Raw genomic sequence first — 14317 nt, 5'->3', positions numbered from 1 at the left:
AATATTATGAAAGCCTTATATGTCATTGGATTAAGTGGATTACTCGGCGCATGCCAGAGCACGCCCGAGCCGGATATCATGCCGAACGACCCTTACTATGCACCTATTACGGCTGATTTGCCGCGGCAGAAAATTGCCGAAGACGGCTCAATTTTTCAGGCTGACATGGCCAATAGTTTGTACTCTGACGTAAAAGCTCGTCGCGTAGGCGACATTATAACGGTAAGCCTAGAAGAGAATACCAGCGCAACTAAATCAGCAGGAACAACCACCTCTAAAGAGTCGGCTCTGGATGTAAACCCTATTGTTGGTTTAGGCGGGAACGCCGTTAATATTGGCTCTCAGTCAATTCAACTTGGTGTAGACAGCTCAAATGAATTTACTGGGGATGCGTCAGCGAACCAAAGTAATAACCTAAGCGGCGATATTTCTGTCACCGTGATGAAAGTTTTCCCCAATCAAAACTTATTAGTGCGCGGTGAAAAATGGTTAACGTTAAATAACGGTAACGAATATATCCGTCTAACAGGCGTCGTACGCCCAGCTGATATTAGTCCGACGAATGAAATAGTATCGACTAAAATTGCCAACGCTCGTATTCAGTACAGCGGCACAGGCACGTTTGCGTCAGCACAAAAAGAAGGTTGGCTGACCAAGTTCTTTTCTTCTGAGTACTGGCCTTTTTAGGCAGGAGCGGTATATGAAATTACTTCTATTCATTCTCATGGTATCGAGCATTATTATTGCTCCGGTGGGCCAGGCTCAACGCATAAAAGACTTAGCAAGTGTACAGGGCGTAAGAAGTAACCAACTGGTTGGATACGGTTTGGTGGTGGGTCTGCCTGGTACCGGTGAGCAAAGTCCGTTTACTGAACAAAGTTTTCGTACCATGTTGTCGAACTTCGGCATCAGCCTAGACAGCTCTCTAAAGCCTAAAATAAAGAACGTGGCTGCTGTGGCAGTTCACGCTGAATTGCCGCCTTTTTTAAAGCCAGGGCAAACGATTGACGTAACGGTGAGCTCTGTTGGTGAAGCGGCAAGTTTGCGCGGGGGGACATTACTGCAAACTTTTCTAAAAGGTCTTGATGGCAAAGTGTATGCCGTTGCCCAGGGAAGCATGGTAGTCAGTGGTTTTGGCGCTGAGGGAGCAGACGGTTCTAAAATTGTCGCCAACACGCCCACGGTTGGTCGTATCGCAAACGGTGCTCTGATAGAGCGCGCTGTGCCTAGCGGCTTCATGCAAAATGACTTTTTAACGCTCAATTTAAATTATCCGGATTTTTCAACAGCCAAGATCCTAGCCGATACCATTAATCAGCGTTTAGGCGCGGATCCCGATAAAGGATATGTGATTGCAACCCCTATTGATGCAGCATCGGTTCGCGTGTCAGCCCCCCGAGATGTAGGTCAGCGAGTGGGCTTTTTAGCTACTCTAGAAAACTTTGAATTTATGCCAGCTAAAGCACCCGCACGCATCGTTATTAACAGTCGCACAGGGACCATAGTGATTGGTCAAGACGTACGTCTGCTACCCGCGGCCATTACACACGGTGGGCTAACAGTGACGATCAGTGAAAATCAGCAGGTAACACAACCTAACCCCTTAGGGCAGGGAGATACAGTCGTTACAGACCAGTCCATTATTGATGTGAATCTAGACGACACTCGCATGTTTAAGTTTGATCCAGGCGTGACGTTGGACCAACTAGTGCGCGCAGTAAATGAAGTAGGTGCAGCCCCTGGGGATTTGATGGCAATACTTGAAGCACTAAGTGAGGCAGGTGCCTTACAAGGCGAGCTGGTCGTAATTTAGCGTGATTAACCGGGCCGAGGCATAGTCGATGGATAACATAGACAACAGCATAAAGTTTCAAGGTCAATTTGATATGTCGCGCAATGCGAATGACATTCAAGGCTTAGACAAACTGCGCAGAGCAGCACAAAGCGGCGATGATGCGGCTCTGCAAGAGGCCGCGAAGCAGTTCGAGGCTATTTTTGTGCAAATGATGCTCAAGTCTATGCGAAAAGCTCAAGATGTTATGGCAGACAAAGACAGCCCATTTAACTCTGAACAAGTTAAGTTTTATCGCGATATGCACGATCAGCAGTTAGCGACAGATATGTCGAATAACGGCAGTATCGGCTTGGCCGACATTATCGTAAAACAGTTAAGCAAAGGCGGGAATGGATTCACACCCTCAAGTGTTATTCGAAATGATGGCAACCTGTCAGATATTAATCGTCACAGTGCACAAAGCATTCATCAGGCGCAACAAATAGCGCTACCCGAACAACGCCTGCCTGAGACCGCAGCATCCAATGCAGGTTACAAAGATGCCGCTTTTAGTGATCAGAACGAATTTTTGGATGCGCTCTATCCTGTTGCTCAGCAAGTGGCAAAAGAACTAGGCATCGAGCCCAAAGCATTATTGGCCCAAGCAGCGGTGGAAACTGGCTGGGGACAATACATGATGCACACTGAGAAAGGCAATACCCACAACTTGTTTGGGATTAAAGCGGGCAATGGCTGGCAAGGTGACACTGTAAAGGTGAACACTATTGAGTTTGAACAAGGGCTTGCAGCGCCGAAAAAAGCCGAATTTAGAGCTTACAATTCCTTCGATGATGCGATGCAAGACTATGCGTCATTTGTAAAAGACAACCCGAGATACAAGCAAGCGCTGCAAAATACTGGCGATCCTAAACGCTACTTCGACGAATTGCAGCAAGCGGGTTATGCCACCGACCCAACGTATGCGCAGAAAGTTATTTCCGTTCTAAACAGCGGCTCACTGAATAATTATCAACCATGAACAACATCAGTTTGCGGAGTATAAATCATGATTAGAACGGCGGATCTGCTCTCTATCGCCCGCTCTGGTGTGGAGGCAAGTAATCAATTACTCAGTACCACAGGTAATAATATAGCCAATGTGAACACCGAAGGTTATGTTCGTGAGCGAACAAACTTCGTAGCTGAGTTAACCGGAGGTGTTGGCCAATTCACTACTGAGCGAGTAATGAACACGTTTGCTCAGAACCAGCTGCGCCGAGACACCACCAATCTTGCTGAGCATGAAGCTTATTGGAGTAAAACGGCTGTTTTAGATAATGTTTTCGCCAGCGAAGCAAATAGCATTTCAAGTAGTATGAGCCGTTTTTTTGCATCTCTGCAAACGGCTAATGATGATCCGACAAATATGTCTGCTCGACAATTGGTGTTGGGCGATGCCGAGTCAATGCTTGGCCAGATGGGCACATTATCGACCTTTATGGCTGAGAAAGAGAGGGAAGTTAATTTTGAGTTTACCTCCTCATTAAATAAAGTGAATTCTTTAGTCGAATCTATTGCCTCATTTAATGAGTCTATTCGAATCGCTCAAGCTAATAATCGTCACGATGAGCCTGGTGCGCTGATGAATCAAAGAGATAATGCGGTGCTGGAATTAAGCAGTCTGGTGTCGATTGAGACCCGAAACAGTTCAAACAATGATGGCTCCATCATGATTAACCTCACCTCAGGTGAGTCACTTGTAATGCAAGACGGCACGTTTAGTGTTTTTGAAGTGAGTAACAGTGCAGATTTGAACTATAAATCGTTACAGCTGACCAGTAATGGCAAACCAACCTCTTTAAACTTAGCGGAAACCGAGCTAGGAGGGACGATTGGTGGGTTATTTCGCTATCGTGACGAGGTATTGGAGCCTAGTCGCCGAGAGCTAGGGCAAATCGCTTTAGCGGTAACCGAAGCTGTGAATACGCAAAACCGGGCGGGTATGGATTATGACCAGCAATTGGGAGGCGAGATTTTTACACGCCCTATCACCACGGCGCTGAACTATCCAGGCAATGCTGATAGCACTTCTATCGTTAATGGCCGTATTTCAAAAGGCGGTGCCAGTGAAATTACCAGCGCTGATTACCGAGTTACCGTTGACGGAGTCACGGCGGGGGTGCCGCCAACTGTAGATGTCACCGTTGAATTACTGAACCTAGATGGCTCAGCTGTGACCGATGTGAACGGTGCGGCTCTTACTCAGACTTATACAGGGTTAACTGCACAAAGTGGCGAGTATAATGAAATCTTTGGGGGTATCGAGTTAGAGTTTTCAAAAGGCACTGGTTACACGGTAGGCGATCAGTTCTTATTGCAACCGACCAAAGATGTGGCAGACAAAATCGAAGTGTTCACCACACGCCCAGAAGACTTAGCGTTAGCAAGCCCGATTAGAATAGAAGCCGGCGAAGATAATTTAGGCGGCTCAGAGCTCGTTTCAACAACAGTGACAAATACCTTTGTAGACACCGCACCTTTTGATTCACGCTCATCGGGTTTTGACGGGGCCGGAGGTATTCATGCGCCTGGCGCTGCGCCCGGTGGTGGAGTCGGTGCACCTGCAGCGGTGCGGTTTAACTCTGCCACTGAATATGAAGTGCTTGATAGCGCAGGTACTGTTATCACGACTGTGAGTGGTATTTCATCGATGGATAACCTTTTAGAGCAAGCTTCTGGCACGCCAGGGTGGCCCGCAGCATTTAGTGCACTTGATAATTACCCAGGTTACGATTTTACGTTGCAAGGGGAGCCGAAAGCGGGAGATACATTCTCTATCGGTTTCAACCAAAATGGGCTTAATGATAACCGTAATGGCTTAATCATGGCTAACCTGCAGAACGAGAACGGCATGCAACTCAATAATGCGGGATCTGGTGATCCGGTTAGTTTCCATGAAGCGTATGCCAATATTGTTGGCGATATAGGGCAAAAAGCAGCCAATGCGGATATTGCGGTCAAAGCAGGCGAGGCGCTAAAGCTACAATCAAAAGATTGGTATGACTCAGTGTCAGGTGTGAGTTTAGATGAAGAGGCGGCCAATTTAGTGCGCTTTCAGCAATCTTATGCGGCTTCAGCTCGCTTATTAAACACTGCGCAAGAGATGTTCGATACCATTTTGAGTATGGTGAGATAATGAAACACGTGAGGGGTTTATAATGCGAATTTCCACTGGTCAGTTATATGATAGAAGCATTCGTGCTGTACTAGATAATCAAGATGATTTGTCGGATGTTCAGCAGCAGCTATCTACCGGTAAAAAATTACTTCGACCGTCGGATGATCCCGTTGGTTCTGCTCAGGTGATACGTTTAACAGAAGAAATTGATTTAATTGCGCAATACAACAAGAACAACAACTTGCTGACCAACAGTATTGAACAAGAAGAAACTATACTCGGAAACGTAACCGACAATATTCAAAGAGCAAGGCAGCTCATGATTCAAGCGGGTAATGGCATATTGGATGTTAATGACCGTAATGCAATAAGCATAGAGATTGGACAAATTCGAGATCAAATATTTGATGCTATGAATAGCCAAAGTGCAAATGGTGAATATATTTTTGCTGGTTACCAATCTTCTACCCCTGCATTCAGTTATACCGCCGGGGCAGCTGGTAATAAGTACGTCTTTGAGGGGGACGAAGGGTTAAACGATATTCGCATTTCAAATACCTTTTCTTTAGCGATGAATAACTCTGGTCAAACGGTATTCGAAGATGTGTACGCAAGATTGGACAGCCAAATTACTTCCACAAGTGGTGTTGCATCGGCATCAACCAGAATAAGTGCTCAAAGCGAATTTGATCAGTTTCACAAACAAAATTACGACCCTGTTACCCCAGCGAATAATGAATATCAGATAAGTATTACGGGTGTCGATGAAGTGACTATTACCAATGTTGGTACTGGCACTGTGGTGGGCACGCAACCCTATACCAGTGGTGAGCCTTTCGAGTTTCAAGGGCAAGAGTTTACGATCGAAGGCGCTGTAGGCGATACCGTTAATTACACGCTACAAAAACCTGAAAAGAAAAATATTGCTGAAACTCTCAATGACTTTTACAACAGTCTCAGAGATGAAAATATTTCCGACGGAGATTATGAACAGGCAATTAGCGATGCCTTGATAGGTGTAGATAATAGCTTGACCAGTATCGCTGATTCAATATCGTTGCTCGGTGGGAAGCTCAATGTGGCGCAATCGGTATTTGCGTCAAACTTAGATCTCGAAATATCCAATAAAACGGCTAGAGCAAATATCGAAGATGTTGACTACGCAGAAGCGGTATCAGAACTAAGCAAACAAGAGACTGCTTTACAAGCGGCCCAAGCTACATTTGCAAAAGTGACAGGGTTATCGCTTTTCGATTACATCAGTTAAGCTCTAGTAGCTCAGGCCTGAACTGAAAGTTTTCGCATTCAGTTACAGCCTTAAAGTTTCAAACAGTGCTTTATCCGTTTAAAGCGCTATCTGAGCTAAATATATGTGCGCTTGTCGGTCTTGGTGTGATGAATAATAACTAACAAACACGGTATCTTTGCGTCTAACCATGCCGGGATAGCTATTATCCCCACTTGAAGGCAAAACCTTGAGCAGTGTGATTTTTGCGCTTTTAAGCTCTAGATTTAGTATCGCTGTCACGAATTTGCCTTTATATATTATCCTGCCTGCTAGTAGCGCATTGTGGTCATCGAGCTTTAGCATGTTAGGCCCACCTAAATAGAAGCCTAAATCAATCCAATGCCAATGTGCGTAAGGTGACTTACTTGTTCCAAACTGGGCACTATAAGTATCGCTGTCTCTACGTAAAACCACATAAGCAGTGCCATCTTCTGCAAAACACATATCGCTTTCGTTCGGGTAGCCTTTGTCGTGGGTTTGCAAACTAAAGGCATTGGTTTTGTCGCGGTGGAAGCTACGCTTTGGGTTACCCCCGTAAAAGTGTACCGCATTGGCTGAACGATTATATGCAAGCCCATATGCTTTTTGTTTGTGCCAGCGAAGTCGCCATAGCCACCAGTGTTTCTCACCGATATTCTTGGCGCTAGACCAACTTAGTCCATCCTGCGAAGTCCACACGACCGGGCTATGTGACCCCAACCCGCTAGTAGAGGCAGACGAACGTATTCGACGAGAGTACGCCAATAACATGAGCTCCCCCGAGGGTGTAATACTCAGCTTAGGGTCACGCAAATCACTAGAAGGCAGGCTGATATGCTGTTTATACGTTATTTTGCCATCATCGGTGAGGGTTAACACGTTAACGACACCATCGTCACTCACATGATTGCTCGCTACTCTAAAACAACAGTAAAGCGCCCCTTTAAACTCACATAAATCGCTAAATGCGTGATGTTTGTGCGCGTGAGTTACGCGTTTAATACTTTTTATTTGCATTATTTTTGACCGTGGCGCTTTTAATAAAACCATTGAAACTCAATTGTTTAGCAATTGCAAAGCGGCAATTCGTTGCCGTTTAACGAAAAAACGGCAAATTTTAGTTAAAGAGAATTATCCTACCGTCGATAACATTTCTGAGAGAGCCAGTAGTGATGATTTATTTAACGAATCATCATACTAATTAGTGTTATTTAACCACCGATTAAGATTTTCGGTTGCCAGTGAAAACTGGACTGAGAGTGTAGGAGAAAACCATGGGTTTATACGTAAATACCAACGTGTCGTCTTTGAACGCACAACGCCAATTATTTAATTCAGCTAACAGCTTGAATACTTCTTTCGAACGTCTTTCATCAGGCTTTCGAATCAACCGTGCAGCAGATGATGCCGCAGGTCTTCAAATTACTGACCGCTTGACCACTCAAGTACAAGGTCTTGATCAAGCCGCTAGAAACGCGAACGACGCGATTTCATTGACGCAAACAGCTGAAGGCGCATTAGGTGAAGTAACATCTTCATTACAGCGTATCCGTCAGCTTGCTGTTCAATCGCAAAACGGCATTAACTCTTCTGCAGACCGTGTAGCTTTGCAGAAAGAAGTTTCAGCCCTTAAATCTGAAATCACGCGTATTTCAACTGATTCTCAGTTTGGTACGACTGATATCCTTAAAGGAGATTTTTCGGCTAAGTTCTTGGTAGGTGCCAATGGTGGACAGAATATCTCTGTAAACTTGTCCCGTACCGATGGGTTCGGTGCAGCAGGCCTGAGCATTGATGATGTTAACGTAGATACCGTTGAGGGTGCATCTGCAGCGCTAACGGCTATCTCTGAAGCTATCTCTTCTGTAGGTGGCGTAAGAGCGGACTTGGGTGCGCTTCAAAACCGTTTCCAATCAACTATCCGTAACCTGTCTAATATCTCTGAAAACGTATCAGGTGCTCGTTCACGTATTCGTGATACTGACTTCGCATCTGAAACTGCAGAATTGACGCGTAACCAAATCATTCAGCAAGCGAGTTTAACCGTACTGAGTCAGGCGAATCAGCGTCCTCAGTCAGCTTTATCTTTACTAGGTTAATTGGTTAGTTAACCTAGGTTTCGAGACCCTACTGTTTGGGGCTTTGAAGCCAGGAGGTAGTGCACCAGGTTAAAAAGAACCAATCAGTTGAGAGTCTGCTCACTCTCTCCTAAAGTAAGAGCGTAAAGCCGAGGGGTATCCCTCGGCTTTTTTTGCGTTTATTTTTATCTGTAAGTGTTTGAATTTGAAGTAGAAAAATATTTAGTCAATTTTAATGCTAAAGGATTTTCTGTATCCGTTCGATAACTTAAACATAGTCGCTAGGTAACTCAAAAAAATAATAAGCCAGCACTAGAAACAGAGACCAATAATAATTAAAGCAAGGTCCTGTATTCACCACGATACAAAAAAATAATAGTCGGGTGAAAGTTTAAAAAATCGTTAGGAGAAAGAAAATGAGCTTATTCGTTAATACGAATGTGTCGTCGTTGAATGCTACTCGTCAGTTATTCACGTCGAACAATAATTTAAACACGGCATTTGAAAGATTATCATCTGGATTTCGCATTAATAGTGCCAAAGATGATGCGGCTGGATTGCAAATATCTAACCGACTTACGACCCAGGTTTTAGGCCTTAACATGGCCGTGCGAAACGCCAATGATGGCATTTCTTTAGCGCAAACCGCAGAAGGAGCGCTAGGGGAAGTCACCACCGCACTCCAACGTATTAGGGTTTTAGCCGTTCAGGCTCAAAACGGGATTAATGCATCAGCAGATAGACTGGCATTGCAAAAAGAAGTCGATGCGCTCAAATTTGAAATGAGCCGAATCGCTGCTACTTCTCAATTCGGTGGTGTAAATATCCTAAGTGGTGGGTTCTCATCTGCATTTCTTGTGGGAGCAAACCCGGGTCAGACAATCAGCGTCAATATATCTAGAGCAAATGGATATGGGCCAGAGGGTTTGTTCGAAGGAGAAATTATCTCCGTTGCCACAGAAGCCCAAGCATCAAGAGCGATGGTCGCTGTATTAGAAGCAATATCGGTTATTGATGCTAAGCGTGCTGATCTCGGTGCTATTCAAAATAGATTTCAGTCAACTATACGCAATCTGAGCAACATATCTGAAAACGTGTCAGCAGCCCGCAGTCGTATTCGAGATACTGACTTTGCAGTTGAAACGGCAGAATTGACTCGGTGGCAAATTATTCAACAGGCGAGTATTACTGTTTTAGGTCAAGCTAATCAGCGTCCACAATCAGCTCTGCAACTACTGCAAGGTTAATAATAGTGCCTAGATGAGTGGCAACTCGGATGATCAAAGGGATTTCAAAGAAAGTGAAATGGCTGACAGACAAGGAAGACGCCAGGAGGTAGTGAGGTTTTGAGGTTTAGGCCATCAAACCTGCCTGTCAGCTAGAGCTTGCGCTCGATACATTTTGTCGTGTGGTAACACAAACAAAATAGGCCAACCAGGGTACCAGTTGGCAAGCTAGATTAAGCACTTTATGTGCCAAAATAGCACTACTAAATTTTGAAATTAAGGCTGTTGAACATTGGCTATTAATAAAACGGGCTTCTAACTAAAGGCAAGGTAGCTAGACAAAGGCATTAATAGATGATGAAAGTGACCCAGACTGATAGGGCCTAGTGCTGAAAGTTAGTGTATCGACTGAGCCGATGAGTCATACCGTTAAAGTGCACCAAATGGTATGTATTGAGACATTACCTCTTCTGTATGAGGAAGGAAAATAACGTAAGTCGCGAATGAGTGTATTTACGCTGCAGGTGAAAGGATATTTAAAGTATCTGTATGCTGTAAAGCATGGTTACTTTTAGGGATAAGATAAGCGTTACCGAGTTTACATGTTCTCTGGGTTGACGGATATCCCTAGGGAGCCAAACTTGAATTAGCCGATAACGACTATAGTTTATCGGCAGGTAGCGGCAACAAAAGGTTATCAGTTTACAGGAATTGCCATTACAACGGCAGAAAAAGTCCGTTGCAAGAGGCGAAGTTACAAAAGATCCAGTTACAAAAGGCGCAGTTACAAGAGGTGAACAAAGCAACTCTCATTGCTGTTCAGTAACAAATATGCACGTGAAACAATGTTAGGTCATTGTTTCATGACTAAGATATTACTCAGAGGGTAGGAAGTGAGAGGCCGCCCGGTAGGCAACTAAGGAAAGTTGTTGGCATTATTCAGGGATGATGCGTGGTTTAACCCGCGCAAAACGCCGACCAACAGAACTGAGAGTGTAGAAGTTTGGTTGAGAGGCCAGTATTCATTCTCTGATCTGCTAGTCGGACAGAAACTCTTTTGCTCGTTCTCCTAACGTGAGCAATTCGGTCGGGTCATTTGGCCCGGCCTTTTTTATTTTCTCGCCAACTTCTTGGCGTTTCTCAATTCTTATTGCTTCACCATATTTAATAAGCACCTCGCGTGCCAACTTTTCGTTTCTGAAAGTTACTTTTGCTGTCGTCCTAAATACGTTCAAAATAAAAAATGAAATAAAAAACTAAAGTTGTTGAAGTCATGGTCGATAACATTAGTTGAGGGGTGATCTAATCGGTCATTTATAGTGTTATTGCGAAGTAGAGGTGCTGAGCAATAATGTAGTGAGGCGGTAACAATGAGGAGGCTCATTGCTACTGAATTTTGAGGCGGGCTTACCATGCGCAACGCGCTATTGGTGGGTTTCCAGGAGGTTTTATCATGGCATTATTCGTTAATACCAACGTGGCATCGTTGAATGCTCAGCGTCAGTTGTTCAATTCAGGCGCATCACTTAATACATCATTCGAACGTTTATCATCGGGCTTTCGCATCAATCGCGCAGCGGATGATGCGGCTGGGCTACAGATTTCTGATCGTTTAACGACACAGATACAGGGTTTAGACCAAGCTGCCAGAAATGCAAACGATGCAATCTCATTAGCGCAAACCGCAGAAGGTGCCTTAGGAGAAGTTACATCGTCATTGCAGCGCATTCGTCAATTAGCGGTACAGTCGCAAAACGGAATTAACTCGTCAGCAGATCGCGGAGCATTGCAAAAAGAAGTTTCGGCATTAAAGTCTGAAATAACCAGAATATCAACTGACACGCAATTTGGTACAACTGACATCCTTGATGGCACATTTTCAGCAAGCTTTTTAGTAGGTGCAAATGGTAATCAGAATATATCCGTTAATTTATCTCGTAATGATGGTTTCGGAGCAACAGGTCTGAGCATTGATAGCGTCGATGTAGCCACCGTTGATGGGGCATCTGCGGCATTAACCGCTATTTCTGAAGCAATTTCGGTGGTTGGAGGAGTTCGTGCTGATCTTGGGGCTGTGCAAAATCGCTTTCAATCTACCATTAGAAACTTAAGCAATATTTCTGAAAATATTTCTAGTGCACGTTCACGTATTCGCGACACAGATTTTGCGGCTGAAACGGCAGAACTGACTCGCAATCAAATCATTCAACAAGCATCTCTGTCGGTGTTAAGTCAGGCAAATCAAGCCCCCCAAACTGCATTGAGTTTATTGGGCTAGGTTATATTTAATGGATTAAAAAGTGGATTATACTGAATTGTATAATTCGGTTGGTTAGAAACTCGATAGGGAGCATTGGACATTATTAAGCCTTTGCTCCTTTCTTTGTTTGAGAGGTGAGTTATGGAAGTTAATCTTTCACAAGTTGGCAGGAATGTTGCTGAATTAACTAACAATGAAAATGTTCTCAATACGGATGTTAAAATACAAACGAATGTTCCCGTACCCGATGTTAAATATGCCAGTGATATAAACAATGAGGATACTAAAGGGTTTGCTGCGACAGCCGATAAACAAGTACAAGAAGATCGTGAGCTTTCAACGCAAGAGCTGGATGAAGCGCTTTTGGAAGTGAATGAATTTGTTCAGACCAGAAACAAGCAATTAAATTTTTCTGTGGACGAAGATAGTGGTAAACAAGTGGTTAAGGTAACGGACTCCGAAAGTGGGGACGTTATTAGACAAATCCCCACAGAAGAGGTACTCAGTTTATCGCGGCGGATACAGGATTTACAAATGGATGTAGGTTCGGCGGTAGGTATGTTTTTTAACAAGCAGGCCTAACTTAATTTTAGGTGAGAGGTAGTTATGTCAATTCAATCGCTAGGAGTAGGTTCAGGCCTTGATCTAGAGGCTTTAGTTAGCCAGTTATTGGAAGCTGAGCGCACGCCTAAGCAGGCGCGTCTTGATTCTCAAGAAGAATCTTATGATGCTGAAATATCCAGTATTGGTACGCTGAAGTCTAAAATGAAGGAATTTTTAGACAGCGTAGATGAACTGCGAAGCGATGCCAACCTAAAAGGCCGAGAGCCGACGATTAAAAACCCGAGCGAGAACATTGAACCGTTTACGGCTGAGGCATCAAACAGTGCTGTAGAGGCAGACTACGCAATCGCCGTCACGCAGTTAGCCAGTGGTAGTCGGATAGAAACGGATAATGCGGTCGATGGAGGCTTTTCAAGCACGTCTGACTCCGTTAGTGCTCAAGCTGGCAGTTTGACATTTAAAATCGGCGCGACCACTGATACCTTTTCCATCAACGTGACAGCTGGCATGACGCTCCAGCAATTGAGTTCTGCTATTAACAGCTCTGACGACAACTTCGGTGTTCGTTCGAGTATTATTGATACTGGCACTGCCTCGGGCGGTGCAAAGTTAGTATTTACCTCATCAGTTCAAGGTGAAGGTAACGATTTAATGATCGTTAACGATAACAACATTGCCGACTTAAACAGAGTCGCGACGACTGACTCAACGGAAACTGCTAGCTATTTAGACCCAGTCAAAAGTGCTCAGAACTCAAAAGCGACAATCGACGGTATATCGGTTGAGAGCAGTACCACGGAATTTGAAAATGTTATTGAGAACGTTTCCTTCACCGTGTCTCAGTTATCAGAATTAGATGAGGATGGCATAACGCCCAAGACATCGAATTTGAAAATAGGCTTTGATGCAGAGGGACTAGAAGGCAAAATACGCGACTTCGTTGATAACTTTAATGCGTTAAATACCCAAATTACCACATTAACTCGTTATGGCGCGTCAGATTTGGAAGAGGATGGCGCTCTTGCTGGTGACTCTATGATACGAGGGATTCAGCAAGGTCTTTCAAATATGATCAGTGCTAATGTTTCGTCGTCAGGGTTGGGGACGTTGTTCCAGTTGGGTATTGAATTTAATGAAGACGGTGACTTGGAGATAGGTTCATCGGATAAGTTTGGTTTTGGTAGTGGTGAAGATAGACTAAAAGACGCTCTAGAAGATAGCTTTGACGATATAGCGGCACTGTTTGCGGATAGCGAAAACGGTGTAGCTGTTCGAATGCACGATTATATAGAGCAGTATACAAATTACAGTGGCTTACTGACATCAAGAGAGAAATCAGTACAAGACCAGAAAGATCAGTTAGCGGATGAGAGAGAACAATTCGAATTGCGGATGGCCTCGACTGAACAAATCCTACGTGATAAATATTTAAATTTAGATCAGACTGTTGCACAGCTTAACCAAACGGGGTCAGCACTTCTGGCATCACTGGGTTCTGCATAGGTAGGATAGGAGAATACAGATGGCTTTAAAAGGTATCAATGCCTATAAGAAAGGCAACTTAAAACAAGAGATTGCCCAAGCAGATCCACATAAATTGACCTTGATGTTAATGCAAGGGGCACTTGATAGAATGGCGTATGCAAAAGGCTGTATGGAGCGTAAAGAATATGCTGAAAAAGCTCAGCATATCGGTCGATGCACAGCTATTTTAATCAATCTGCGTGATACGCTTGATTTGACTAATAATGCCGAAGTGGCGGAAAATTTATTCTCACTTTACGACTATATGGTTCAAAGGTTAACCGATGCGACAGTTCAGAACAATCTGCAGATCATGGATGAGGTCATTGGCTTAATGTTGCCTATCAAAACGGCCTGGTCACAAATTCCAGACGACGCTAAGCAAGATGCTTATGAAGCGCAGCGCCAAAAGCGACAAGCTGTAGTGTGAGAAGAATCGAACTAAA

The 14317-nt window shown here is 44.2% G+C and carries 12 protein-coding genes; 11 read left to right on the top strand and 1 reads right to left on the bottom strand.

All coding sequences use genetic code 11. The features are described from left to right. Nucleotides 1-6: 6 nt before the first annotated feature. From flgH to flgL, 5 genes are read left to right on the top strand one after another with little or no spacing between them, the layout of a single operon-like run. Nucleotides 7-687, top strand: coding sequence for a flagellar basal body L-ring protein FlgH (flgH, locus tag AC0L6N_RS13685; RefSeq protein ID WP_041714510.1), 681 nt, complete (start codon nucleotides 7-9; stop codon nucleotides 685-687). A 13-nt stretch (nucleotides 688-700) separates the two neighbouring features. Continuing rightward, nucleotides 701-1813, top strand: a complete 1113-nt coding sequence (locus AC0L6N_RS13680; RefSeq protein WP_473475242.1) for a flagellar basal body P-ring protein FlgI — start codon at nucleotides 701-703, stop codon at nucleotides 1811-1813. Between the two features lie 28 nt (nucleotides 1814-1841). After that, entirely contained in the window at nucleotides 1842-2813 is a 972-nt protein-coding gene (flgJ, locus tag AC0L6N_RS13675) for a flagellar assembly peptidoglycan hydrolase FlgJ (protein ID WP_473475241.1), read from the top strand. A 27-nt stretch (nucleotides 2814-2840) separates the two neighbouring features. Then, entirely contained in the window at nucleotides 2841-4970 is a 2130-nt protein-coding gene (locus AC0L6N_RS13670) for a FlgK family flagellar hook-associated protein (RefSeq protein WP_473475239.1), read from the top strand. A gap of 22 nt (nucleotides 4971-4992) precedes the next feature. Continuing rightward, nucleotides 4993-6219: a flagellar hook-associated protein FlgL gene (flgL, locus tag AC0L6N_RS13665; protein WP_473475237.1), complete on the top strand. Its 1227-nt coding sequence runs from the start codon at nucleotides 4993-4995 to the stop codon at nucleotides 6217-6219. 78 nt (nucleotides 6220-6297) lie between these two features. Here the strand turns inward: flgL and AC0L6N_RS13660 are convergent, their stop codons facing one another. Beyond that, nucleotides 6298-7236, bottom strand: a complete 939-nt coding sequence (locus AC0L6N_RS13660; protein WP_473475235.1) for a hypothetical protein — start codon at nucleotides 7234-7236, stop codon at nucleotides 6298-6300. 257 nt (nucleotides 7237-7493) lie between these two features. On the opposite strand from AC0L6N_RS13660, the gene AC0L6N_RS13655 reads away from it, so the two are divergent. From AC0L6N_RS13655 to fliS, 6 genes are all read left to right on the top strand, one after another. Continuing rightward, nucleotides 7494-8318 (top strand): flagellin N-terminal helical domain-containing protein, encoded by an 825-nt coding sequence (locus AC0L6N_RS13655; protein WP_473475233.1) that lies wholly within the window; start codon nucleotides 7494-7496, stop codon nucleotides 8316-8318. A 395-nt stretch (nucleotides 8319-8713) separates the two neighbouring features. Then, the gene (locus AC0L6N_RS13650; protein ID WP_006993064.1) at nucleotides 8714-9544 is read left to right on the top strand and encodes a flagellin N-terminal helical domain-containing protein; all 831 of its coding nucleotides are present in this window, start codon (nucleotides 8714-8716) and stop codon (nucleotides 9542-9544) included. A 1432-nt stretch (nucleotides 9545-10976) separates the two neighbouring features. Beyond that, a complete protein-coding gene (locus AC0L6N_RS13645) occupies nucleotides 10977-11801 on the top strand; it encodes a flagellin N-terminal helical domain-containing protein (RefSeq protein WP_473475231.1) in 825 nt (274 codons plus the stop codon). Nucleotides 11802-11924: 123 nt separating this feature from the next. After that, nucleotides 11925-12365, top strand: a complete 441-nt coding sequence (locus tag AC0L6N_RS13640; RefSeq protein WP_473475229.1) for a flagellar protein FlaG — start codon at nucleotides 11925-11927, stop codon at nucleotides 12363-12365. 24 nt (nucleotides 12366-12389) lie between these two features. Then, nucleotides 12390-13850 carry a flagellar filament capping protein FliD gene (fliD, locus tag AC0L6N_RS13635; protein WP_473475227.1) on the top strand — a complete coding sequence of 487 codons (1461 nt, stop codon included), beginning with the start codon at nucleotides 12390-12392 and terminating at the stop codon, nucleotides 13848-13850. A gap of 19 nt (nucleotides 13851-13869) precedes the next feature. Beyond that, entirely contained in the window at nucleotides 13870-14301 is a 432-nt protein-coding gene (fliS, locus tag AC0L6N_RS13630) for a flagellar export chaperone FliS (protein ID WP_011575828.1), read from the top strand. Nucleotides 14302-14317: the final 16 nt, after the last annotated feature.

The organism is Paraglaciecola sp. G1-13 (assembly GCF_055809255.1).
This window is presented reverse-complemented; position numbering and strand designations above follow the sequence as displayed.